This window comes from Caproiciproducens sp. MSJ-32, assembly GCF_018918055.1.
Taxonomy (GTDB): Bacteria; Bacillota; Clostridia; order Clostridiales; family Clostridiaceae; genus Clostridium.
In genome coordinates this window covers 1-25,146 of sequence record NZ_JAHLPS010000011.1, presented here as the reverse complement: position 1 = coordinate 25,146, position 25,146 = coordinate 1, and the positions used below count along the sequence as shown (strand labels likewise).

The 25,146-nt window shown below is 28.8% G+C and carries 26 protein-coding genes; 1 reads left to right on the top strand and 25 read right to left on the bottom strand.

The window, feature by feature from the left end; translation table 11 throughout:
* Window positions 1–56: 56 nt before the first annotated feature.
* Both KQI16_RS01125 and KQI16_RS01120 read right to left on the bottom strand, forming a co-directional pair.
* On the bottom strand, window positions 57–1,718 hold the full coding sequence (locus KQI16_RS01125; protein WP_216431592.1) for a DAK2 domain-containing protein: 1,662 nt from the start codon (window positions 1,716–1,718) through the stop codon (window positions 57–59).
* Window positions 1,719–1,729: 11 nt separating this feature from the next.
* Window positions 1,730–2,077 carry an Asp23/Gls24 family envelope stress response protein gene (locus KQI16_RS01120; RefSeq protein ID WP_216431591.1) on the bottom strand — a complete coding sequence of 116 codons (348 nt, stop codon included), beginning with the start codon at window positions 2,075–2,077 and terminating at the stop codon, window positions 1,730–1,732.
* A 236-nt stretch (window positions 2,078–2,313) separates the two neighbouring features.
* Here KQI16_RS01120 and rpmB point away from each other — a divergent pair, with 236 nt between their 5' ends.
* Window positions 2,314–2,505 (top strand): 50S ribosomal protein L28, encoded by a 192-nt coding sequence (gene rpmB / locus KQI16_RS01115; protein WP_119865102.1) that lies wholly within the window; start codon window positions 2,314–2,316, stop codon window positions 2,503–2,505.
* 225 nt (window positions 2,506–2,730) lie between these two features.
* Here rpmB and KQI16_RS01110 read toward each other — a convergent pair whose 3' ends face one another.
* The 23 genes from KQI16_RS01110 to KQI16_RS01000 form a co-directional block, all read right to left on the bottom strand.
* Window positions 2,731–3,366 carry a thiamine diphosphokinase gene (locus KQI16_RS01110; RefSeq protein WP_216431590.1) on the bottom strand — a complete coding sequence of 212 codons (636 nt, stop codon included), beginning with the start codon at window positions 3,364–3,366 and terminating at the stop codon, window positions 2,731–2,733.
* Window position 3,367: 1 nt separating this feature from the next.
* Window positions 3,368–4,015, bottom strand: a complete 648-nt coding sequence (gene rpe, locus KQI16_RS01105; RefSeq protein ID WP_216431589.1) for a ribulose-phosphate 3-epimerase — start codon at window positions 4,013–4,015, stop codon at window positions 3,368–3,370.
* Window positions 4,009–4,878: a ribosome small subunit-dependent GTPase A gene (rsgA, locus tag KQI16_RS01100; protein WP_119865105.1), complete on the bottom strand. Its 870-nt coding sequence runs from the start codon at window positions 4,876–4,878 to the stop codon at window positions 4,009–4,011. The genes rpe and rsgA overlap by 7 nt, the downstream gene beginning before the upstream one ends.
* A gap of 102 nt (window positions 4,879–4,980) precedes the next feature.
* The gene (gene pknB / locus KQI16_RS01095) at window positions 4,981–6,957 is read right to left on the bottom strand and encodes a Stk1 family PASTA domain-containing Ser/Thr kinase (protein ID WP_216431588.1); all 1,977 of its coding nucleotides are present in this window, start codon (window positions 6,955–6,957) and stop codon (window positions 4,981–4,983) included.
* A gap of 1 nt (window position 6,958) precedes the next feature.
* Window positions 6,959–7,678: a Stp1/IreP family PP2C-type Ser/Thr phosphatase gene (locus KQI16_RS01090; RefSeq protein WP_216431587.1), complete on the bottom strand. Its 720-nt coding sequence runs from the start codon at window positions 7,676–7,678 to the stop codon at window positions 6,959–6,961.
* A gap of 13 nt (window positions 7,679–7,691) precedes the next feature.
* Window positions 7,692–8,723, bottom strand: a complete 1,032-nt coding sequence (rlmN, locus tag KQI16_RS01085; RefSeq protein ID WP_216431586.1) for a 23S rRNA (adenine(2503)-C(2))-methyltransferase RlmN — start codon at window positions 8,721–8,723, stop codon at window positions 7,692–7,694.
* A gap of 9 nt (window positions 8,724–8,732) precedes the next feature.
* Window positions 8,733–10,052 (bottom strand): 16S rRNA (cytosine(967)-C(5))-methyltransferase RsmB, encoded by a 1,320-nt coding sequence (gene rsmB / locus KQI16_RS01080; protein ID WP_216431585.1) that lies wholly within the window; start codon window positions 10,050–10,052, stop codon window positions 8,733–8,735.
* Window positions 10,053–10,126: 74 nt separating this feature from the next.
* A complete protein-coding gene (fmt, locus tag KQI16_RS01075) occupies window positions 10,127–11,056 on the bottom strand; it encodes a methionyl-tRNA formyltransferase (RefSeq protein ID WP_216431584.1) in 930 nt (309 codons plus the stop codon).
* A 16-nt stretch (window positions 11,057–11,072) separates the two neighbouring features.
* Complete coding sequence (gene def / locus KQI16_RS01070) at window positions 11,073–11,516, bottom strand: peptide deformylase (protein WP_216431583.1); 444 nt, start codon at window positions 11,514–11,516, stop codon at window positions 11,073–11,075.
* 10 nt (window positions 11,517–11,526) lie between these two features.
* Entirely contained in the window at window positions 11,527–13,725 is a 2,199-nt protein-coding gene (gene priA, locus KQI16_RS01065; protein ID WP_216431582.1) for a primosomal protein N', read from the bottom strand.
* 50 nt (window positions 13,726–13,775) lie between these two features.
* A complete protein-coding gene (coaBC, locus tag KQI16_RS01060; protein ID WP_216431581.1) occupies window positions 13,776–14,975 on the bottom strand; it encodes a bifunctional phosphopantothenoylcysteine decarboxylase/phosphopantothenate--cysteine ligase CoaBC in 1,200 nt (399 codons plus the stop codon).
* Window positions 14,965–15,210 carry a DNA-directed RNA polymerase subunit omega gene (gene rpoZ, locus KQI16_RS01055; protein ID WP_119865114.1) on the bottom strand — a complete coding sequence of 82 codons (246 nt, stop codon included), beginning with the start codon at window positions 15,208–15,210 and terminating at the stop codon, window positions 14,965–14,967. The genes coaBC and rpoZ overlap by 11 nt, the downstream gene beginning before the upstream one ends.
* Complete coding sequence (gmk, locus tag KQI16_RS01050) at window positions 15,191–15,829, bottom strand: guanylate kinase (RefSeq protein WP_216431580.1); 639 nt, start codon at window positions 15,827–15,829, stop codon at window positions 15,191–15,193. The genes rpoZ and gmk overlap by 20 nt, the downstream gene beginning before the upstream one ends.
* Window positions 15,829–16,098, bottom strand: coding sequence for an extracellular matrix/biofilm regulator RemA (gene remA / locus KQI16_RS01045; RefSeq protein ID WP_119865116.1), 270 nt, complete (start codon window positions 16,096–16,098; stop codon window positions 15,829–15,831). Before remA ends, gmk begins: the two co-directional genes overlap by 1 nt.
* Window positions 16,099–16,112: 14 nt before the next feature.
* On the bottom strand, window positions 16,113–16,994 hold the full coding sequence (locus KQI16_RS01040) for a YicC/YloC family endoribonuclease (RefSeq protein ID WP_216431579.1): 882 nt from the start codon (window positions 16,992–16,994) through the stop codon (window positions 16,113–16,115).
* A gap of 181 nt (window positions 16,995–17,175) precedes the next feature.
* Window positions 17,176–18,150: an asparaginase gene (locus tag KQI16_RS01035; RefSeq protein WP_216431578.1), complete on the bottom strand. Its 975-nt coding sequence runs from the start codon at window positions 18,148–18,150 to the stop codon at window positions 17,176–17,178.
* A 93-nt stretch (window positions 18,151–18,243) separates the two neighbouring features.
* A complete protein-coding gene (locus KQI16_RS01030; protein WP_216431577.1) occupies window positions 18,244–18,639 on the bottom strand; it encodes a PBECR3 domain-containing polyvalent protein in 396 nt (131 codons plus the stop codon).
* A 161-nt stretch (window positions 18,640–18,800) separates the two neighbouring features.
* Window positions 18,801–20,279, bottom strand: coding sequence for a stage IV sporulation protein A (gene spoIVA, locus KQI16_RS01025; RefSeq protein ID WP_216431576.1), 1,479 nt, complete (start codon window positions 20,277–20,279; stop codon window positions 18,801–18,803).
* 214 nt (window positions 20,280–20,493) lie between these two features.
* Window positions 20,494–21,489 (bottom strand): NAD(P)H-dependent glycerol-3-phosphate dehydrogenase, encoded by a 996-nt coding sequence (locus tag KQI16_RS01020; protein WP_216431575.1) that lies wholly within the window; start codon window positions 21,487–21,489, stop codon window positions 20,494–20,496.
* 2 nt (window positions 21,490–21,491) lie between these two features.
* Complete coding sequence (der, locus tag KQI16_RS01015; protein WP_216431574.1) at window positions 21,492–22,808, bottom strand: ribosome biogenesis GTPase Der; 1,317 nt, start codon at window positions 22,806–22,808, stop codon at window positions 21,492–21,494.
* A 215-nt stretch (window positions 22,809–23,023) separates the two neighbouring features.
* Complete coding sequence (phoU, locus tag KQI16_RS01010; RefSeq protein ID WP_216431573.1) at window positions 23,024–23,677, bottom strand: phosphate signaling complex protein PhoU; 654 nt, start codon at window positions 23,675–23,677, stop codon at window positions 23,024–23,026.
* A 28-nt stretch (window positions 23,678–23,705) separates the two neighbouring features.
* The gene (pstB, locus tag KQI16_RS01005; protein WP_119865124.1) at window positions 23,706–24,464 is read right to left on the bottom strand and encodes a phosphate ABC transporter ATP-binding protein PstB; all 759 of its coding nucleotides are present in this window, start codon (window positions 24,462–24,464) and stop codon (window positions 23,706–23,708) included.
* Window positions 24,465–24,729: 265 nt separating this feature from the next.
* Window positions 24,730–25,146, bottom strand: a 417-nt coding sequence (locus KQI16_RS01000; protein ID WP_216431572.1) for a transposase, incomplete at its 5' end; no start/stop codon positions are given.

The window sequence follows — 25,146 nt, the reverse complement described above, 5'->3', positions numbered from 1 at the left end:
ATAAAAGCACAAGCTATAACTTATGTAAATAAATTAGTAACTTGTGCTTGTTATTATTATTCTACTGATATTAAGAAATAATAAAGAGGTTGTGCTCCTCTGTAACATTGTACATCTAAATCTTCATATTTATCTTCTATTTTCTTAGTGAAATCTTCTGCTTCCTTTTCTGAAACATCTGCCCCATAGAATATAGTGATAAGCTCACTGTCTTCATCAATCATTTCTGAAAGCACTTCCTCAGCAACATCACAGTAAGAAGTTCCTACCTTCTTTATTTTACCTTCTATAAGACCTAAAATATTTCCTTCTTCTATTTTAATTCCATCTACTTCAGTATCTCTTACAGCATAAGTAATAGATCCTGTTTTAACCATTTCTATAGCTTCTTTTAAATTTTCTACATTCTCTTCTAGCTCTGCTTCAGGATTAAACATTGTTAAACATGTTATTCCCTGAGGTATTGTTGTTGTTGGAATTACCCTAATATCTTTATCTGAAATTTCTGCAGCTTGATTTGCAGACATTATTATATTCTTATTATTTGGAAGTACAAAAATATGTTCAGCATTTAATTTGGAAACAGCATCTAATATGTCTTGAGTAGAAGGATTCATTGTTTGACCACCTTCAATTACATGATCTACACCTAAGTCCTTGAATATATTACTGATACCATCTCCCATTGCTACTGATACAAAGGCATATTTTTTCTTTTCTACATCTAAAACTACTTCTTCAGTAAAAATATCATCTTGTTCTACATTAGCCTTTTTATATTCTTCCTTAGTCAAAAGCACTTCTCTATGTTCTTCTCTCATATTATCAATTTTAATTTTTGACAGCTCGCCAAGCTTTACAGCTTTTGATAAAACTAAACCTGGATCATTTGTATGAATATGAACTTTTATTACATCCTCATATCCAACAACTATTTGTGAATCTCCTAGCGGAGTTATTTCATCTCTAAATTGGTTAGCCTTTTCTGCATTTCCCATAATGATGAATTCTGTACAGTATCCAAATTTAATATCTATATCTTCTGTTCCCGATGCTCCAGCAGCTTTAGCACTTGCAGGTTTAACATCTTTAATTTCAGCTTTTATGTCATCTCTCAACGCCTCATACATAGCATTAAATATTATATATAAGCCCATTCCACCAGAGTCAACTACATTTGCCTTCTTAAGAGCTGGTAATAACTCAGGAGTTTTGTCTAACATTTTCTTAGCTTCATCTACAACAAGCTTCATTAAATCTACAATATCTTTTTCATCACTATCAATTGCTCCATCAGCAGCAGCTCTAACAACTGATAAAATTGTACCTTCAGTTGGTCTCATAACTGCTTTATAAGCTGAATTGCTACCTTCTTTTAAAGCTATTGCAAATCCTACCGAATCTACTTCATCTTTATCTGCAAGACCTTTTGAAATACCTCTTAGAATTTGTGAAAGGATTACTCCTGAATTACCTCTTGCTCCCATTAAAGCACCTTTAGCAAGTTTCTTAGAAGTTTCACCAATAGATTTAGAATTTAATCCCTCTATTTCTTTTACCGCAGCCTTAAAAGTTGCAGACATATTAGTGCCTGTATCTCCATCTGGAACAGGGAAAACATTTAAGGAATTCACATATTCACTTTCCTCTAATAATTTATTACTAGCATGAACAACCATATTATAAAAATCATGGCCATTTATTTTATGATATTTCATCTTTTAACCTCCTAGACTCTAACTGCTTGAACATTTACTGTAACAGATGAAACCTTTAATCCAGTAAAGTTTTCCACACTATAACGTACCTTTTGTATAATATTACTTGCTATAACAGAAATTTTTGTTCCGTATTCCACCATAACAAATAATTCTATTACTAATTTATTATCATTAACCTTCAATTTTACGCCCTTACTTAAATTTTCAATTCTCATCAATTCCCATAAACCTTCTGTCGCATTCTTAGAAACCATACCAACTACTCCATAGCATTCCATAGTTGATAATCCAACTATCTTAGCAAGAACCTCTTCAGAGTATTGTATATTTCCAATTTCATTTGAATATCCTACCATACAGAATCCTCCTTTACATTTCCTTACACTATATTTTATATTACTTATTTCCATTATTCAAGTAATATTATACATAAGTATTATATGATAATATTTATTAGTATATAAAATTTTCTATAATCTAAAAGTTTTATCTTTTTTCTTCTTTTCTATTGCTTTTAATATGGTAGTTATGTTAAAATTTAATCTGTCCTATTGAAGAGTATTTATCTTCGAAAATAAGGAGGTGTTTTCAAGTGGCAAGAAGATGCGAAGTTTGTGATAAAGGAGTTATTTCAGGATCTCAATACTCCCATTCACATCGTCAATCAAAGAGAACTTGGGCTCCTAACATAAAGAGAGTAAAAGCTTTAGTTAATGGAACACCAAAAACAGTTCATGTATGTACAAGATGCCTTAGATCTGGAAAGGTTCAAAGAGCAATATAGTTCAAATAAAAAATGCAATTGATAGCAATTGCATTTTTTATTTTGCATAAATTTTTATGTCCTATTTTTCATATGTAAGATTACTTTTTCCTTCTAAAAAATTTTATAAAGTTTGATATGAATTTAGGCAGTTTTATTGCAACTATTTTCATTTTTACCTCCTAAAAAAACACTTATCTCTTTATATACATTTTATGCGAATAAAAGAAATAAGTGCCTTTTTATTTAATCTTTTGAATATAATATCATTAAAATTCCACTATCAAAAATTAATTCAATATTTTTATCCAGAAATTCATTTGAAGTTGTAATTCCATCTTCTATATTCAAATTATAATTATTAAGTTCATATTTAGCTCCTTTAATTGTTAGATTTTTTACTAATCCTGAATAAGCCTTAAAGGAAACTATTTGCCCTTTTTCACCTTTTATCTTAATATTTTCCTTTGTTAAAAACACCTTATTATACTCATCTTCAATAATTACTAATATTCCCTTTTCTAATCCTTGAAACATTAACCCTAAATTACTTAAGGTATGATCCAATCTTGTTCCTATAGCACCTAAAAAAGTTATGTACTTAGCTCCCTTACTAATTGCAAAATCTAAAGCCACCTTACTATCTGTATCATCTTTCTCTCTTTTTAATTTTATTTTGTCTACCCCTAGTTTATCAAAATAATTTAGACTTGAAAGATTTGCAGAATCAAAATCCCCCAGTATATAATCCGGCCTTATTTTGTATTTATATAATACATCACAGCCTCTATCTACACCAATTATTAAATCAGAATTCTCTAATTTATCTTTTAAAAGCTCATAACTTGGGGGATTACCTCCGCTTACTATTAAAGCTTTCATTTTATTCTCCTCTTATAGCTTTTATATTTTCTTCAATTTTACCATCTTTAAAAATAGCTGAACCAGCAACTAAAACATTAGCTCCAGCATTAATAATATCTCTTGAATTATTTTTATCTACCCCACCATCAACTTCAATTAATAAATTAGGATTTGCCTTACTACTCATTTCTTTAACTTCTTTTATTTTATTTATTGTATATGGAATAAACTTTTGTCCTCCAAAACCTGGATTTACTGACATTATTAATACTAAGTCTAATTTACTTAATATATCTTTTAACACAAAAGTTGGTGTTCCCGGATTAATAGAAACTCCTGCCATCTTTCCTTTTGATTTTATATAATCAATTGCTCTATCAATATGTTTTTCTGCTTCATAATGTATAGTTATTATATCTGCACCTGCATCTATAAAATCATCTAAATATCTTGAAGGATTTTCTATCATTAAATGCACATCAAAAACCTTAGTTGTTTTATTTCTTATTGACTTTATTACAGGTAGTCCAAGGCTAATATTGGGCACAAAGTTTCCATCCATAACATCAATATGAATAAAATCTGCCCCTGCCTTGTCTAATCGTATTACATCATCACCTAATTTTGAAAAGTCTGCTGATAATATTGATGGTGAAATTTTTACCATTTGTTCTTCCTCCTATCTTTTATTTCTTCTAAAACTCTTATATAAAAATTATACCTATATTCATTAATTTTTTCATCCTCTAAGGCCTTTTTTAACTCACAGCCAGGTTCTTTATAATGGAGACATCCCCTATACTTACATTCATTATTATATTCTTTAAATTCAGGAAAACAATATTTTAATTCCTCTTCCTCAATAAAATCAATAGTTATATTTGAAAAGCCAGGACTATCTACTAAAAATCCTTCCTCAATTTCAATTAACTCACTATGTCTAGTTGTATGCTTACCTCTTCCAATTTTTTCAGAAACTTCACCAGTCTTCATATGTGTCCTGTTTAATAGTGTATTTATTAAAGTTGATTTACCTGCTCCAGAAGGACCACATAAGACTGTTACATTGTTCTTTAATCGCTTTTTAAGTAGTTCTATTCCTTCTCCTTTTTTAGCATTAATAAAAAGTACATCATAACCGATAGCCTTTATCTTACTTTCAACTTCTTTCTTTTCCTCTTCACTAGCTAAATCTATTTTATTTAAACATACTACTGCTTTAATATTATTGTATTCACAAATGATTAAAAATCTATTTAACAAATCATAATTTAGATCTGGATTTTTTATTGCAAAAACAACAAAAGCCTGAGTAACATTAGAAACTGTTGGTCTTTCAAGATAAGATTTCCTTTCTTTTATGTCATTTATTACTCCCTTGCCATTAGAAATTTCTATTGTAACATCATCTCCAACTACAGGCTTTAAATCTTTATGTCTAAATATTCCTCTCGCTTTACATTCAATTATACCTTCATTAGTTTTTACATAGTAAAATCCACCAATTCCTTTTACTATTTTTCCTTCCATATTACCTCCAAGATTATATTTTTCTTTTCTATTTATAATAACCAAATTATATAAAAAATTGCAAATAATTTTTATAAAAAAATCAGCCATTGGCTGATTTTTTTATTGTTGTGGTTTATTTTCTTCTTGTTGATTTGTTTCTTTTTGCGTATTAAGTGTTACAGTTCCACCTTCTTTAACTGTTTCTGTGAAAGATACTACTATTGCATCATCATCTTTTGGGCCTTTAATGTCTATTCCTAAACCTGCAACTTCAAGTCTTGCCTTTGCAACTGAAAGAGTCTGTCCTTCGCTTAAACCTATTTCTTTTCTAACATCAATTATTCTCTCTTCAAATTTACCAACAATTATAGTAATTGGAGTTCCTTCTTCAACTTTATTACCTGAAATTGACTGAGACAAAATTATACCGTCTTCTGATTTATTATGAGTTGTTTTTGTCTCTACTGTTACAACTAATTTTAAAGCTTGTAACTGACCTTTACCATCATTTTCAGTTTTTCCTACAACATTTGGTACCTCAACTAATTTAATTTCCGGTCCCTTGCTAACAACTATTTGAATTGCAGTATCTTTCTTAATCTTAGTTTTGGCTGCTGGATTTTGACTTATTAAATAACCATATTCAACATCATCACTAAATTCCTCTGTAATAGTATAATTAGTAAATCCTTGGCTCTCTAAAATTTGCTTAATATTAGTTACTTCATAATTCCTAAAGTCTGGCATATTATATGTTTCTTCTCCACCAGAAACTACCGCTTTTATACTTGTATTCTTTTTAACTTTAGTACCTTCTTTAGGATCTATGCTCAATATTGTATTTTCTTCCTCATCACTTATTTCTGTTTTTATTATTTCTAATCTTAAGCCAAGCTTTTCTAACTCTTTGGCAGCCTCTTCTGCCTTTAATCCAACAAGATTAGGTACCTCTATTTCAGAATTCCCTCCTCCAACAGCTAAATAATATCCTATAAATAATAGAAGAAATACTGTTATTAAAGAACCTATTGTTATAAAAACTTTCTTCTTAATATTTTTCTTCTTTTTTGGCTTTTCTTCTAAATCTTCATCTTCATATTCATATTCATCTTCATATTCATCATCATAATCTTCATCATCATAATAATCATTGTCTTCATTTATATTATCTTCAATTATACTATCTTCTTTTGCTTTACTTTGATTCTTTCCTAATATTGGTGACATAACTATTGTTCTTTCATTATTTTCTTCTTTGTTATCACCAATTAATACATCTGGATTTTCTTTTATTTTATTTAAATCTTGAATTAATTCCCTTACATTCTCATATCTTCTAATTGGCTCTTTTTGAATAGCCTTTAAAATTAAATTATTTAAACTTGACGGAATTGATGAATTTAAATTCTTTGGAGGTATAGGTTCTTCTTGGATATGTTTTAAAGCTACTGTAACAGGTGAATCTCCTTGAAAAGGTAAAACTCCAGTTACCATTTCATATAAAACTACTCCAAGAGAGTAAATATCGGTTCTAAAATCTATATATGTTCCTCTGGCTTGCTCTGGTGAAAGATAATGTGCGGAACCAATGACACTAGTAGTATTAGTTATTGTTTGTGAATCTACAGATTTCGCTATTCCAAAATCAGTAACCTTTATTTCCCCTGATTCTGTAACCAAGATATTTTGTGGTTTTATATCCCTATGAATTATATTATTTCTATGGGCACAATCTAAAGCCTTAGCAATTTGCAAAGCAATATTTATAGCTGTTGTATATGAAAGTTTACCTTTAAATTTAATAAGATCTTTCAAAGTTTTTCCATTAACATATTCCATTACTAAATAATCTATATCATCTTGTGTTCCAACATCCAAAATGTTCACTATATTAGTATCTGATAAATTTGCAATAGCAGTAGCTTCTTTCTTAAACTTCTGTGAAATTTCCTCATTATTTGCAAATTGCTTCTTAAGAACCTTTATTGCTACATGTCTATTTAATTTATTACACTTAGCCTTATATACTTCTGACATACCTCCTTCTCCAATTTTTTCAAGGATTTCATATCTTCCGCCAAGAATTACTCCTATCATATTACACCTCTCCTCCAACTAACATTACAGTTATATTATCTCTTCCACCATTTTTCTTTGCTAAGCCTACAAGATTTTCACATATATTTTGTAAGTCTCTATCCTGCACTATTTCATTAGATATTTCTTCCAAAGAAACTTCATTAGTTAATCCATCAGTACATAATATAAATAGGTTATATTGCGATTTATCAATATCAAAAATGTCTATTTCTACATTTTTATATGTTCCAATAGCTCTTGTTATTATATTTTTATTGGGATGATTTTCTGCCTCTTCCTTCGAAATACTTCCTGCATCAAGAAGTTCCTGTACTAATGAATGATCCTTTGTTATTTTAATAATTTCCTTATCCTTTACTCCAAAACAAGCACTGTCTCCAACATTAGCAATCTGAATAAAATCCCTTGTAATATAACATGCGACAATTGTAGTTCCCATGCCATTGTAAGTTTCATCCTCATTTGCTAATTCATAAACTTGTTTATTAGCATATTCTATTGCAGCCTTTAAAAGTTCTTTATTTTCTTCATCTTGATAATTATTTTTTATATATTCAACTAAAGCCCTGGCAGCTGTTTTACTGGCAACTTCACCAGCATTGTGTCCACCCATTCCATCAGCAACAACATAAATTTTATAATTATCACTTTCATAAAATTCAAAATAATCTTCATTTAAGCTTCTTATGTTACCTAAATCCGTTTTTACACCAACCATATATCCCACTCCCTTAATTTTCACCTTTTAAGTATTTTCTCCTTAACTGACCGCAAGCAGCATCAATGTCACTACCCATTTCTCTTCTTACTGTTACTTCTATTTTATATTTATTAAGGGTTCTCTCAAATTCTTCTATAGTTTTCTTTGAAGGTCTTTTTAATGTATTTTCTTTAATTTCATTCACGGGAATAAGATTCACATGACATAACCTTCCTTTTAATAATTGTGACAATTCAATAGCATCTTCTACACTGTCATTTATTCCTGAAACTAGAGAATACTCAAAGGTTATACGTCTTTTAGTTTTTTCTACATAATAGTCACAGGCTTTTAATATTTCAGCTATTGAATATTTTCTTGCAATTGGCATTATTTCTTTTCTTCTTTCATCATTTGATGCATGTAATGAAATAGCAAGGGTAATACTATATCCTTTATCAGCCAGCTCATATATTTTAGGAACCAATCCACAGGTTGATAAGGTTATATGCCTTTGTCCAATATTCAAGCCATAATCAGAATTTACTAATTCTATGAATTTTGTAACATTATCAAAATTATCAAGAGGTTCTCCACTTCCCATTAAAACTATATTTGATATTCTTTCTCCTATAGTTTCTTGTGCTAGAATAACTTCCGAAAGCATCTCTCCTGCTGTTAAATTTCTTATTCTTCCTTCTAAAGTTGACGCACAAAATTTGCATCCCATTCTGCATCCTATTTGAGTAGATATACAAATAGAATTTCCATGTTTATATTTCATTACTACACTTTCGATAACATTACCATCACTAAAAGCAAATAAAAATTTAGTGGTTTTATCTAATTTAGATTCATATTTATGAACAATTTTAGGCATTTCTATAGAGAAACTATTATTAAGCTTCTCTATAGTAGCCTTTGGTAAATTCTTCATATCTTCAAATTTATAAATGCCCTTGTATATCCAGGAAAATACCTGCTTTGCCCTAAATGTACTTTCCTTATTTTCTTTCATCCAATTTGAAAGTTCTTCTAAGCTATAATTCAAAATATTTTCCATTTGTTTCACCTATTTTTTCTTCTTTAATTTTGCTATAAAGAAACCATCCATCGACTCATTCGGTAATATTGTTAAACATCCTTCCTTGCTATATATAAAGTTATTATTTTTACCAACAAATAACTTTTCTATTTCAGCATCCTTATGTTTAGATAAAAACCATTCAATATTCTCTTCATTTTCTTCCTTATTTAAGGTACATGTAGAATATAAAAGAATTCCTTCTGGCTTCAAATATTGCCATGCATTTTCCATTATATCTCTTTGTATTTGGACTAAATCTTTTAATTGCTGTCTAGTTTTATTCCACTTAATTTCTGGTTTCTTTCTTATAATTCCGAGACCTGAACAAGGTACGTCAATTAACACCTTATCAGCGAAACTAATATAATTTGTATTTAATTTTGCAGCATCCATTTGATGACATTCAATATTATTTAAGCCTAATCTTTCTGCATTTTCCCTTATAAGAGATAATTTATTTTCATGTAGATCAAAGGCCAACACTCTACCTGTATTATTTAATAATTCTCCAATATGAGTAGTTTTTCCACCTGGTGCTGCACATAAATCTAATACTGTATCTCCTTCATTTAAATCAAGCAAAGGGGCTACTAGCATTGCACTTTCATCTTGAACAGTAATATACCCCTGTTGAAATAATTCATTATTTTCAATGCCCTTTCCACCTTTTATGGAAATAGCTTCTGGACAAGCATATCCATCCTCTATGTTATATCCTAGTTCTTCAAGCTTTTCATAAACTTCTTCGTAATCAGCTTTTAATTCATTAACTCTTACAGTAACTTTTGGAGTTTCATTTAATCCAGCCATTATTCTCTTTGTTCTATCTTCACCATACTGCTTTATAAAAAGTCTTATCATCCAAGGCTGAAATGAAAACTTATAAGCTAATTCATTAATTCTATTACCCGGAACTACTATTTCCTTATCATCTTTTATATAATTTCTTAATATGGCATTTACAAGTTTTGAATCTTCTTCTGATACAGTTTTAGCATCCTCTACAGCTTCATTACAAACAGCATATTCAGGTATTTTATCTAAAAAGTACAATTGATATATTGCAATTCTTAATATATTTAATGTAGTAGTATTAAGCAATTTTATATCCTTAACAAAATTACTTATAATTACGTCTAAAGTACCCTTTCTTCTTAAAGTACCATAAACTATTTCTGTAATAAGCCCTTTATCTTTATCATTTATTTCATTGCTATTAAGTTCATTAGATAGGATTAAATTTGAATATGCTCCTTCTTCTAAAACTCTTTGCACAATTTGTCTTGCAATTCTTCTACTGTTCATTATTTATACCTCTTTATTCAGAAATTAGGCATAGCTATCATATAAATAACAGCTATTTATGCCCTAAATTTAAACTAAACAAGTTTTTCATTTACTTCTATTTTATTACCATTAATATATTGTTCAACTGTCAATGGTTTTCCATTTGGAAATTGTATTTTCTTTATTAATAATATTCCCTCTGATGTAGCTACTTTAATACCAGCTTTAGAAACATCTATTATTGTACCAGGTTCTTTACTAGAATGCTCATTTAGTAAAACACTTGCAAAAATCTTCATGTTTTGCTCTTTATAGGTTGTATGAGCAATTGGCCATGGATTAAGTCCTCTAATTAAATTATGAATATCTTTAGCAGAATTATTCCATTCAATTTTTCCTATTTCTTTATTTAACATTTTCGCATAAAAATTTGTTTCCTCAGGCTGTTTAATAGCTTTTATGCTATTATTTAATAATCCTTCTATTGTTTTAACTACAAGATCCGCTCCTCTATCACTCAAAATATCATGAAGCTCCCCTGCAGTCATATTTTCTGTTATTTCTACTTCATCCTTTAAAAGCATATCTCCAGTATCTAATCCTACATCCATTAACATTGTTGTATTCCCTGATACTTTTTCTCCATTAATTATTGCCCAATTAATTGGAGCTGCTCCTCTATACTTTGGAAGCAATGAAGCATGTAAATTTATACAACCATATTTAGGTATATCTAATACTTCTTTTGTTAATATTTGCCCATAGGCAACTACTATAATAAAATCTGGCTTTAAACTTTTTAAATATTCAATTGCTTCTAAATCTTGCTTTAATTTAACAGGCTGAAAAATTTTAATATTGTTTTCTAATGCAACTTCCTTAACAGGGGAAAAGGACATCTTTTTTCCTCTTCCCTTAGGTTTATCAGGTTGAGTAAATACACTTTCAACGCCATAGTTAGATATTAATTTTTTTAAAGTTGGTACTGCAAAATCAGGAGTTCCCATAAATACTATCTTCATAATACTTCATCCCTTACTATTTTAAATAATCAATATATAGCTTTCCATCTAAATGGTCATTTTCATGAAGAATTGCCCTTGCTAATAATTCTGTAGCTTCTAAGACAAACTCTTCTCCTTTTTCATTTAAAGCTTTTACTTTAACATAGTTTGGTCTTTCAATTTCTGCTTCTTCATTTGGGATACTAAGACATCCCTCTGGCCCTACTTGAGAACCTGAAACTTCTAATATCTCTGGATTTATAAACACCCTTAATCCATTATCATCATATACATCTATAACAAATATCCTTTGTAGGATACCAACTTGCGGTGCTGCTAAACCAACTCCATCAGCTTCATACATTGTATCAGCCATATCTTGAATTAATTTTAATGTTCTATTTGTAATTTCCTTTACAGGTTTACATTTTTTTCTTAACACTTCGTCTCCATTTATTCTAATATTTCTAATAGCCATCTTTTACCTCCTAGCTTAAACTATTTGGATTTATATCCAAACTAATTTTAATATCATTATATACATTCTTATTCAATTGATAAACTCTATCTTTTATTTTATTACAAAATTCTAAAGACAAATCTCCTTTTAACAATATTTGCCATCTATAATTTTCTTTAATTTTTGATATTATACATGGCACTGGTCCAAGCATTTCAATATTTAAATAATTCCCTATAATCTTAGGAAACTCCGCCTCTAATTTCCTCATAAAATCTATTAATAATCTTTCATTTTTTGATGAAACGTTAACTAATAATATTTTAGCAAAAGGGGGATAATTCATCAAACCTCTCATGGTAAATTCCTCTTTGTAAAATCCCTCATAGTCATATTTTTTAGCATATTCTATGCTATAGTGCTCTGGATTATAGGTCTGTACAATAACTTTTCCTTCCTTATCCCCTCTTCCTGCCCTTCCTGATACTTGAGTTATTAACTGATAAGTTTTTTCGGAAGATCTATAGTCTGGTATATTTAAAGACATATCTGCAGCTAAAACTCCAACTAATGTTACATTTTGAAAATCCAATCCTTTAGATATCATTTGAGTTCCAATTAGTATATCAGCCTCTCCCTTTTTAAAGGCATCATAAATATATTCATAAGAATTTTTATTTCTTGTTGTATCAATATCCATTCTTAATACTTTAACACTAGAGAAATATTTTTTTATTTCTTCTTCTACTCTTTCTGTACCTGCTCCAAAATACTTGACATATTTACTCTTACATTTTGGACAAAGTTTTTCCTGCCTTGTAGAATAACCACAGTAATGACAATTTAATAAACCATTTTTATGATATGTTAAAGATATATCACAATGAGGACATTTAAAAACATAACCACAACTTCTGCAGGATACAAAGGTTGAAAAGCCTCTTCTATTTAAAAATAAAATTACCTGCTCTTTTTTACTTAATGTATCCCTTATCTCCTTCATCAATTTTCTACTAAACATAGATATGTTTCCGCTCTTTAATTCTTCTCTCATATCTATTATTTCCATTTTAGGCATTGCTTTATTATAAACTCTATTTTTTAATTCTATTAATTCTATCTCACCAGAAAGAGCTCTATAGTAGGTCTCTATTGAGGGGGTTGCCGAACCTAAAATAACTTTACATCCCTTTATTTTAGAAATAAATTCTGCTACTTCCCTTGTATGATATTTAGGGTTTTGTTCTGATTTATAAGTATTTTCATGTTCCTCATCTAAAATTATTATTCCTAAATCTTTTGCAGGTAAAAACAAGGCACTTCTTGCTCCAATTATAAGCCTTGCCTTTCCCTCCTTTACTCTATACCATTCATCATATCTCTCCCCATCTGAAAGCTTACTATGAAATACAGCAACTTCCCTTCCAAATCTTCCTTTAAATCTCTCAATCATTTGTGGTGTTAAAGATATTTCTGGTACTAATATTACAGCTGACTTTCCTTCCTTTAAAACATCACTTACTGCATTCATATAAACTTCAGTTTTTCCTGAACCTGTAACTCCCTTTAACAAAAAGACTTTACGATTTGATTTATTAATAACATTTACAGCATTTATCTGTTCGGAATTTAAAGTTTTTTCACCATATGTTTTGTATTCCTTTATATTATATCTATAAATTGTTTCTTCTTCGACTTTTAAATATTCCTCTTTTATTAATTTATTAATTTTATATAAAGATAAGGAAAAATTTTTTGATAATTCGCTTTTAGTAAATTTCCCATCATTTTTTTCTATAATTGAGAGTATATCTTTATACTTTTCATAAATATCAGCATTATATTTCTCTCTATTTATAGAAATAACCATCTTCTGTTTATTTTTTATTCCTTTTAATATCCCTTGAGGAATAAATAATCTTATAGCATCTATATATTTACATAAGTAATTATCTTTTAAGAAATTTACTATTTTTAAATCATCTTCTGTTAATAATGGCTCTATATTTTCAATTTTATTTATTTCCTTTATTTCAAATTCCTTTATTTCTTCTTGTTCTATTAACTTTATTATAAAAGCATCCATTGAATTTCTATATCCAAAGGGAACCTTCACCCATTGCCCAATCTTTACAAGCTTAATATAATTCTCTGGAATTTCATAGGTAAAGGGTTTATCTATTTCTAAAGCATCACTATTTATTATAACTTCTGCATACAATTTCAATTATATCACCCTTTTACTAGGTTATTTCTCTTATAGAAGAAGAAAGCGCCTTAGCGCTTTCTTAATATAATATCGAAGATTCTTGATGCCACTTCTCTTTTACTCATCTTATCTAAATATATTTCTTCTCCATCTTTAGAAATAATAATAACTTTATTATTATCACTTCCAAATCCAGTATCAGCACTTGTAATATCATTTGCTACTATATAATCTAAATTTTTACCTTTGATTTTTCTTTTTGCATTTTCTACTACATTACTACTTTCAGCAGCAAATCCTACTAATATTTGATTAGCCTTCTTTTCGCCTAGGATTTTTAAAATATCGTTATCCCTAACAAAGGACAAATTTAAATCTCCTTCAGTTTTTTTAATTTTTTCATTACTATAATTTTTTATCTTGTAATCAGTAACTGCAGCTGCTTTAATCACTATATCACTATTAGTAAAATTATCTAATATTGCATTTTTCATTTCTTCGTTAGTGAGCACATCAATAACTTTTACTCCATCAGGTTTCTCTAAATTTGTAGGACCTGAAACTAAAATTACATCTGCTCCTCTTGCCGCAGCTTCCTCAGCAATAGCATATCCCATTTTCCCTGAAGATCTATTTGTTATATATCTTACTGGATCAATAGGAGCTATTGTTGGTCCAGCACTAATTAAAACTTTTTTCCCAGCTAAATCTTTATTAATTTCAAGTTTATCTATTACCTCTAATACCTTACTTACAATAATATCAACATCAGCCAGCTTTCCTTCTCCAACATCTCCACAAGCCAATCTTCCTGAATCAGGCTGAACAAAGTAATAACCATAAGCTTTTAATTTTTTTATATTTTCCTGAACTATTTTATTTTGATACATATTCGTATTCATTGCAGGTGCAAAAATAACTTTTGCCTTGGTAGCCATTATTGTTGTTGATAACATATCATCAGCTATTCCATTTGCTACCTTTCCTATAATGTTTGCAGTAGCAGGAACCACTAAGAAAATATCTGCCTTTTTTGCCAATGAAATATGCTGTATTTCAAAAGCCTTCGGCTCTGCAAACATATCTGTTACAACCATATTTTGACTAAGAGATTGAAAAGATAAAGGTGTAACAAATTTTGTAGCTGAATTCGTCATAATAACATTAACATCTAAATCATGCTTTTTTAACTTACTTACTACTTCTAAAGCCTTATAAGCAGCTATTCCTCCAGTTACTCCTACGCATACACATTTTTTATTGTTCATTTGATTCTATTACCTCTTTTTTATCTTTATTATTTAGAATATAGTAATCAATTTTACCTTCATTAACTTCATTAATTGAAATTGTTAAAGCTTTCTTTAGTTTTGTATCAATATAAGGCTTGCTGCCATCTATTATTTGTCTTGCTCTTTTAGAAGTAATTATTACTAGTGAATATCTATCATCTACTTTTTTTAATAAATCCATTATTGATGGATTAATCATAGAGTTGTTCATGAATTAAGCCCTCCTTAGATTCTAAAATTGTATTATCTTTTATTCTATCAACTCTGCATTTTTCTGCTGCTATAATAGCCTCCACCTTAGAAACAGCAAGCTCTAAAGTATCGTTAACTACAGCATAATTATATTTAGAAACATAGTTTATCTCTTTATATGCATTTTTAAATCTTGTCATTAGAGATTCCTCTGTTTCACTGCCTCTTTTAATAATTCTCCTTTTTAATTCTTCCATTGATGGAGGAAGAATAAAAATAAATACGCCTTCTTTAAAATTTTCTTTAACTTGTAAGGCTCCTTGTATGTCAATTTCTAAAATAACATCTTTTCCTTCTTCTAACATTTTATTTACATTAACTCTTGGTGTTCCATAGAAGTTACCATGAACTTCAGCATATTCTATAAAACCATTTTCCTTAACTTTTCTTTCAAATTCTTCTTTTGTTAAAAAATAATAGTTAACTCCATCAATTTCTCCTTCTCTTGGATTTCTAGTAGTAGCAGAAACTGATAAATATATATTTTTATTTTTTTCAATAAGTTTTTTACATATAGTTCCTTTTCCTGCGCCAGAAGGTCCAGATATAACTATTAGAACTCCCTTATTCTTCTTCATTATTCAACAACCTCATCTACTACTTCATCTTTATCAACTAATCTATGAGCTACAGTTTCTGGTTGAACTGCTGATAAAATTATGTGATCGCTGTCTGTAATTATTACAGCTCTTGTTCTTCTTCCATAGGTTGCATCTATAAGCATACCTCTGTCCCTTGCTTCTTGTATTATTCTTTTTATTGGAGCAGATTCAGGACTAACTATTGCTACAAGCCTATTAGCAGAAACTATATTGCCAAATCCAATATTAATTAATTTTATACTCATTTCTTTCCTCCTAATTATTCAATATTTTGTACTTGTTCTCTAATTTTTTCTATTAAATTTTTTATATTAATGACATAATTTGTCATATTTATATCAGTTGACTTTGAAGCAATTGTATTAGCTTCTCTGTTCATTTCTTGAATTATAAAGTCTAATTTTCTACCTATTGGCTCTGTTTCTTTAAAGGTCTTTCTAACTTGATCTATATGGCTCTTTAATCTAATAATTTCTTCATCTACTGCAGCCTTATCTGCAATTATAGCAGCTTCTTGCGCAATTCTTGCTTCATCAATATCAAGCTTATCTAAAAGTTCTTTAATTCTAGCTTCTAATTTTGATTTATATGTAATTTCTATTGAAGAAGCTAATTCTTCAATATTATTTACAAAAATTTCTATATCGCTTAATTTGACTAATATATCTTCTTTTAATTTTTCTCCTTCTGCTACTCTCATCTTTTCCATTTTTTCTAAAGCTTCTTCAATTAAAGGCTTTAAAAATTCAAATTTTTTCTCAATATTATCTTCTTCTTCAACAATTTCTATTACATCGGTAAATCTAGCAATATGAGAGACAGTAATATCATTTTTTACATTGAATTTTTCTTCTATTTCTAATAAACACTTGTAATAGCTTTCTGCAAGATTTAGATTTAATCTTGCTAGTCCTTCTCCACTAGAATAGGATTTCTGATTAATATAAACATCTACTTTTCCCCTATTTAATTTTTCATTTATTAATTTTCTAATTTGCTCTTCTAATGGAATTAAATTTTTAGGTAATTTAATATTAATATCTAAATATCTACTATTAACACTTTTCATTTCAATAGAAAATAAATATTTACTTCCCTCATCATTACTAGCTCTGCCGAAACTAGTCATACTTTTTACCATATCTGCCTCCAAAAATTAATTAACTACTTTTTTTAATATTAAAATTTTAGAGATTATAAGTCAACTGTTTGTTAACAATTTATTCATATTTTATTTTTTCTCATTTTATTTACTTATAAATTGTGAACTGTAAATTATAAAAAAAGAAGAGTTCTCACACTCTTCCTTTTAAAACAACTTCTTATACTTCATTAAAAGCTTCATTTAAATTAAGATTTTCTTTACTTGACAGTACAACTAATAATTTAATTCTTGCTTTTTGACCTGGCATATCTTCTTCAAAAAATACACCTAAATCCTTTAGCATTTTTCCACCGCCTTCATAACCATAAGCCTCTCGAACTCGTCCCTCAAAACATCTTGAAACAACAATTACTGGTATCTCCTTCTTTAAGGCTTTTTTTATTCCTGGCAGCATCAGAGGAGGCACATTTCCTCTTCCTAACGCTTCTATTACTATTCCCTTATAACCTTTATCTATTGCAAATTCAACAAAATCCGAATTCATTCCAGAAACACATTTAATTAATGCAACATCACCAATTATTTTATCTAATTTATAAGTTTTGTGCTTTCGAGTTTTTCTATGAAATATTACTTGATTGTTATCTACTATACCAATAGGGCCAAAATTAGGCGTTCTAAAAGCATTTAGTGCCATGGAATTAGCTTTAGTGACCTCTGATGCACAATGTAATTCTCCATTAAAGCAAACTAATACCCCTCTTCCTTTTGCTTCTTCAGATATAGCTGTACAAATTGATGTTGCTAAATTAAAAGGACCATCATAACCAAGTTCTGAACTGCTTCTCATTGCACCAGTTACCACAATAACTTTTTCAGTGTTAATTGTAAGATCTAAAAAATAAGCAGTTTCTTCTAAAGTATCTGTGCCATGAGTTAATACAACTCCATCTATATCTTCTCTATTAACTAGCTCATTAATAAAATTACTTAGCCTAAACATGTCCTCTATTGAAATATGAGGTGAAGGTTTTTCTGAGAAACTATAGCTTTCTATATCTGCAAATTCATCTGCTCCAGTTACCATTGAAAGAATTTCTTCTCCACTTAAACCAGGTACCGCAGCATTTATTTTTTCATCTATTTTCATTGATATTGTACCACCATTAAAAACCAAAGCTACCTTTTTCATAATTTTCTCCTAAATAGTATAAAATTTTAAAGATTATTATTTCATTACAATAATTTATTATATAACTATATTTATTTATATTCTATATTTATTTTATCCACATTTTTTTATTTTTCCCTTATATAATTTTGAATATATTTTTCTTTCTGTTATTGGATACATGGTTGAAACATTAATATAGTCTTTACCATCATCTATTTCTATCCCCATTAATATATACTCATTAAATTTTTTTATTAATTCTATTTTTATAACCTTATCAGTCGACTTATAAACTCCTATATAATTAGGTGCATCAATAATTTTTCTCATATATTCAATAAGATTATTTATTATTTTTTTATTTAAATGCCTTCCATGCCTTTTCTTTATATGCTTTATTACTTTATTAGATGCATAAATGGTACCAGAAAATTTTACCCCTATAATCATTGCCGTTTTTTCTTTGAAATAGCCTACTCTTTTATAGGTATAAATTTTTTCTTCCACAATATCCCTCTATTCTTTATGGTATTAGAAGTGCAATTTATATTTTATTATAATATATATTATTCAAAACTTTTTATAATTTTACTTTAAATATACAATAAAAAAGGAGGCTGTCACAGCCTCCAAGGAAAAAGTATTATCAATGTTTATATTATTCTTTTTTATAAAATTATGCAGATTAATCCACCACTGCCCTCATTAATAATCTTTTGAAGTGTCTTTTGAATTTTAACTTGTACATCTTCTGGCATTTTATATAGTTTATTTTGTAATCCTTCTTTGATTAATACTTCTAATGGTTTACCAAACATATTGCTTTGCCACAAAGCTGAAGGATCTTCTTCAAACTGTTCCATTAGGGATTTAATTAACTCTTCACTTTCTTTTTCTGAACCCATTATTGGACTTATTTCAGTCTTTATATTAGCCTTAATAAAATGTAAAGATGGTGCTGAAGCTTTTAATTTCACTCCAAACTTAGAGCCATGTTTTACCAACTCAGGTTCTTCGAATTTCATTTCAGAAAGTTGAGGTGCAACTAAACCATAACCAGTTTCACGAACATCTATTAAAGCATCCTTTACCTTATCATATTCTTTCTTTGCAAAATTAAGCTCTTTAATTAAAGATAATAAATCACTTTCCGATTTAACATCTAAGTCACAAATTTCACTTAATATGTTATAGAATATTCCTTCCTTAGGCTTCATAAATATAGTTGCCTTACCCATACCTAAGTCTACCGAATTCATTTCTGTTGGTGCTAAATTTTCTTCTTGATTTAATAAATTGATTGTGGACTTAATATCCCTAACCTTGCTTATGTTTTCAGCCATTCCCTTTATAAGCTTAAAGAAATCTTTCTTTAACCAATGCTCTGGTTCTAATTGTTCAACCCAGCTTGGCATTTCTATGTTTATTTCCTTAACAGGGAATTCTTTAAGTATATGTTGTAATACTTCTTCTATATCCTCTTCATCCATATTTGCCACATCCATAACATGAACAGTTACATTATATTTTTCTTCTAATTCTTTTTGTATTTTTTTAACTTCTGATGAGTTCGGATATTTTGTATTAAGTACAACTATAAATGGTTTGTTTATAGATTTTAGCTCTTCAATTACCCTTTCTTCTGGCTCTAAGTAATCATCTCTCTCTATTCCAGTTATACTACCATCAGTAGTTATAACTAACCCTATTGTAGAATGGTCTGTAATAACTTTTCTTGTTCCAATTTCAGCTGCATCTTCAAAAGGTATTTCATATTCATACCATGGAGTATTTACCATTTTTGGTTCTTCTCCATCCATATAACCCATTGCTCCTTTTACAATATATCCTACACAATCTACCATTCTAACTTTAAATTTAATATCCTCTTCAAGGGTAATTTCTACCGCCTCGTTTGGAATAAATTTAGGTTCTGTTGTATGGATACTTTTTCCTGACCCACTTTGAGGTAATTCATCCTTTGCTCTTTCTTTCTTATATGCATTTTCAATCTTTGGTATTACCATTAGGTCCATAAACTTTTTTATAAATGTTGATTTACCTGTTCTTACAGGACCAACAACACCTATATATATGTCCCCTTGTGTCCTCTCTGCTATATTCTTGTATATGTTAAAGCTGTCCACGGTGTCCCCTCCCATTTATTTTTAACAATATATATATATTCGTTTTTTTTTAAAAGTATACAGTATTGTTAAATTTTTATATTTTAATTTATATAAAATATTATTAATATAAATACAAAAAAATACATGAAAAATAAAAATTCACAGTAAGAAGATTTTGGTTTATCTTAAAATCTTCTTAACTGTGAATTATAAACAGTTGGTTCCTAATAAATTAATATATTTCGCTCTTTTTTTCTCTTTCCATTAAATGACTTACAGCTTCTTTTACATCTACATCTTTAAATAATATCTTATAAAGAATATCTGTTATTGGCATTTCTACATCTAATTTTTCTTTTAATTCATAAAAGGCTCTGCATGCTTTAATCCCTTCAACTACCATTCCAACTTCTTTTATAGCTTCATCAGTAGTCTTTCCAGTTCCAATTAAATAGCCAGCACGCCTGTTTCTGGAATAAATACTAGTACATGTAACAATTAAATCTCCCATTCCTGTTAAACCAAGAAAGGTCTCTGCTTTTCCTCCTAATCTTAAGCCTATTCTAACAATCTCTGCCATACCTCTTGTCATTAAAGCTGCTTTTGTATTATCTCCATATCCTAGTCCATCACATACTCCAGCCGCTAAAGCAATTATATTTTTTACAGCTCCTCCAATTTCAACTCCAACCAGATCTTCATTTGTATAAACTCTAAAGGCTGGATTCATAAACAGATCCTGAACTATTTTTGCTTTATCCATATTTTCTGAAGATACTACAACAGTAGTAGGTATATTAAGAGAAACTTCTTCAGCATGACTTGGTCCTGATAAAATAACTATATCATTTTGTGGTAATTCTTCTTTAATTACCTCTGATAGTCTCAAATTAGTTCCTTCTTCTATCCCTTTTGCAATACTTATTATAATAACTTCTTTACTAATCTTATTCTTTAGCTGCCTGCTTATATCTCTAATAACATGAGAAGGAACAGATAAAACAATAAATTCTGCATCTTTTATTGCTAAATCTATATTATTATAAGCAGTTACATCATGAGGAATTAATAGATTTTTAATATATTTATCATTTCTTCTATTTTCATTAATATCTTTTACAACGTTAATATCTCTATCGTAAATAGATACTTTATTGCCGTTATTAGCTAATAATATTGCTAAGGATGTACCAAAACTTCCTCCACCTAAAAAAGCAACCTTCTTCAAAACTACTCTTTCCTTTCTCTATATTCTATTTGTATTCCAGTACCACTGAAATCAAAGCTTTCACGTAACTGGTTTTCTAAATATCTTTCATAGGAAAAATGTCTTGCACTTGCATCATTAACAAATAAAACAAATTTAGGTGGTTTAGTAGCAACTTGTGTTGCATAATATATCTTCATCCTTTTAACCCCTACTAATGGAGGTTCATTCATTAATACCGCTTTACTAACAACATCATTTAAAATTCCAGTTGGAATTCTCTTACTATAATTATCATAGCATTCTTTGGCCATCTCTAAAACTTTATGAGTTCTCTGACCAGTTTTAGCAGATATAAATAGGTATTTTGCATATTTTAAAAACTTAAGATTTGTTTGTAAATCTTCTAAGTATTTTTGCATTGTTTTATCATCTTTTTCAATTAAGTCCCACTTATTTACTATTACCATTATGGCTTTATTCATTTCATGGGCATAACCTACTATTTTTTCATCTTGCTCTGTTATCCCTTCAGTTGCATCTATCATAAGAATACAAACATCAGCTCTTTCAATAGCAGCATAGGTCCTAATAACAGAATATCTCTCAACCTCTTCTTTAACTTTGCTCTTTCTTCTAATACCTGCAGTATCAACTAATATAAATTTACCTTCCTCAGTTTCTAAAACGCTATCTATTGAATCCCTTGTAGTTCCAGGAACATCTGAAACTATAAGTCTCTCTTCTCCAAGAAGTCTATTAATAAGAGAGGATTTTCCTACGTTAGGTTTGCCTATCATAGCAATTCTTATATACTCATCTTCCTCTTCTTCCTCATTAAACTTATCAAAATATTCTACTACCCTATCTAGCATATCGCCGATATTTAATCCTTGAGAGGCAGATATAGCAATAGGATCACCTATTCCTAAATTATAAAATTCCCAGGCATTTTCGACTTCTTTCATAGAATCAACCTTATTAACTACTAGAACTACATCTTTTTTGCTTTTTCTAAGCATATTTGCAACTTCTTCATCAGCAGCTGTAAGCCCTTCTTTTCCATCTACAACAAATATAATAACATCTGCAGTTTCTATTGCTATGTTTGCTTGTCTTCTCATTTGTTTTGCAATAATATCATCTCTTTCTGGTTCAATACCACCTGTATCAATAATAGTAAAATTATAATTTAACCAATCAGCCTTAGCGTAAACTCTATCTCTTGTTACACCAGGTGTATCTTGAACTATTGAAATTCTTTGTCCTGCTAATCTATTAAACAATGTAGATTTTCCTACATTTGGTCTTCCAACTATCGCAACTATTGGTTTAGCCATTAATTTTCCTCCTAACCTTTGAGTTTATTAATTAAGAACCATTATTTATTATTATATTGTTTACCCCAAATTTATTTCTTTTTTTCTGTAATCATATTATTAATTATGAAAAGTTTGAGGACTAAAATATATAATAGATATCTTTAGTAATATTACCATTATTAATTAAATTTAGTCAACATAAAACATCCCTAAAAATTAGGGATGTTTTGTAATTACTCATTTAAATCAACATATTTACCTTTTTTGTGGAATATTATCCATTCGCAAATATTAGTTACATGGTCTCCTATTCTTTCTAAATACTTTGATACAAAAAGAATTTGAGTTCCTTGATTTATCATTACTTCATTTGACACCATTTTCTTCAAAACAAGTGAGAAAATTCCCTGATATAAAGCATCTACTTTATCATCCATATCGCATATTTCATATGCATAATCAACATCGCCATTTATATATGCTTCTATAGCACCTCTTATCATTTTTGTAAGTATATCTACCATTTCCCAAACTGGTGATATTTCTTCAGAAAAATTCACTCCTACAACTCTAGAAACTGCTTTTGAAATATCTACTGCATAATCGGCCATTCTTTCTAAATCTGTTACTATTTTAGAAGTTGTATATAAACTACGTAGGTCTTTTGCAACTGGCTGCTCTGTTGCAATTATTTTTATACATTTTTCCTCTATTTCTTTTTGAAAATTATCTACCTTATCATCATTATTAATAACTTCCTGAGCTAAATCATTATCTTGATTTTTTAGAGCCGTAATACTATCATATATTTGCTTTTCAACTAAAGCAGCCATTTCCATCAGCTCTGAATTGAGGGATTTTATTTTATTTCTCATTACATCTCTCATGCTCTTCAACTCCTCTTATTAATAGTCTCTAACCAAATCTGCCAGTTATATAGTCTTCAGTTCTTTTATCCTTTGGCTTATAGAAAATATCTTCAGTATCACCATATTCAACTATTTCTCCATTTAAAAAGAAGGCTGTTTTATCAGCTATTCTTCCTGCTTGTTGCATATTATGAGTTACTATTACAACAGTATAATTCTTTTTTAATTCTTCCATTAAATCTTCCATTTTACTAGTTGAAATTGGATCCAAAGCAGAAGTAGGTTCATCCATTAATATTATTTCTGGTGATACTGCAATTGTTCTAGCAATACATAATCTTTGCTGCTGACCTCCAGATAATCCTAATGCACTTGTCTTTAGCCTATCTTTTACTTCATCCCAAAGAGCTGCACCTTTTAAACTTCTTTCTACTATTCCATCCAATACCTTCTTATCTTTAACTCCATGTAATCTTGGACCATATGCTATATTATCATATATTGACATAGGAAAAGGATTCGGCTTTTGGAATACCATTCCTACTTTTGTTCTTAGAGCAATAACATCTTTACTCTTATATATATCTTCGCCATCTACTAAGATATCTCCTTCTATTCTTACCCCTTCAATTAAATCATTCATTCTATTTAAGCTACGAAGAAATGTAGATTTTCCACAACCAGAAGGCCCTATAAAAGCAGTTACCTTATTCGCTTCTAAATCTAAATTAATATTCTTTAACGCTTGTTTTTCTCCATAATATAAATTTAAATTTCTTACCTTTATTTTAGTATTATTACTCATTTTCACACCTCATATAACTAAAATTAGTAATTTGCTTTACTAAATTTTTTTGTTATTAATTTTGCTATTATATTTATTACAAATATTATTAACTTGAATTCGGCAAGTAAATTTTAAAAAAGTTTCTACTTGCCATTTTTGTTTTCTTTATGAATAAATTTACATTTATTATGATATTTTATACCGTTAGGTCTTTTTTTGAGTATACTTAATAAACCCAAATAACATTTGGATTTTTAAGGTAATTTATTTTTTTATTTTACTATTAAGTGTATACTGCTATCATCTTTCTACTAAAAACATGTATTTGCTTTTGAATATAAGTAATGATTTTTTCTAATAAGCAGTTGTTTGAAAAACTTAAATATCTATAATATTTGCTACCACAAACATTACCACAAACTCTATAAAATATTCTCCTTAATGTACTAATTTCATGATGTTGTATTTCCTTAGGCATAATTGCCTGTTTAAACCAGTTATGAATATTGTATGCTATCATTTTTATTAAAAGATACAATTCATTGCATTTATGATTTACTAAACTATTTTCGCTAAAGGCATAGCCTTCTTTTATTTCATCTATGTTATTTTCAACATCACATCGTTGATTATAATCTTGAAATATTTCTTCAGGTGTTAAATAATCTATATTTGTTACTATTGCTTGATATTTATATTT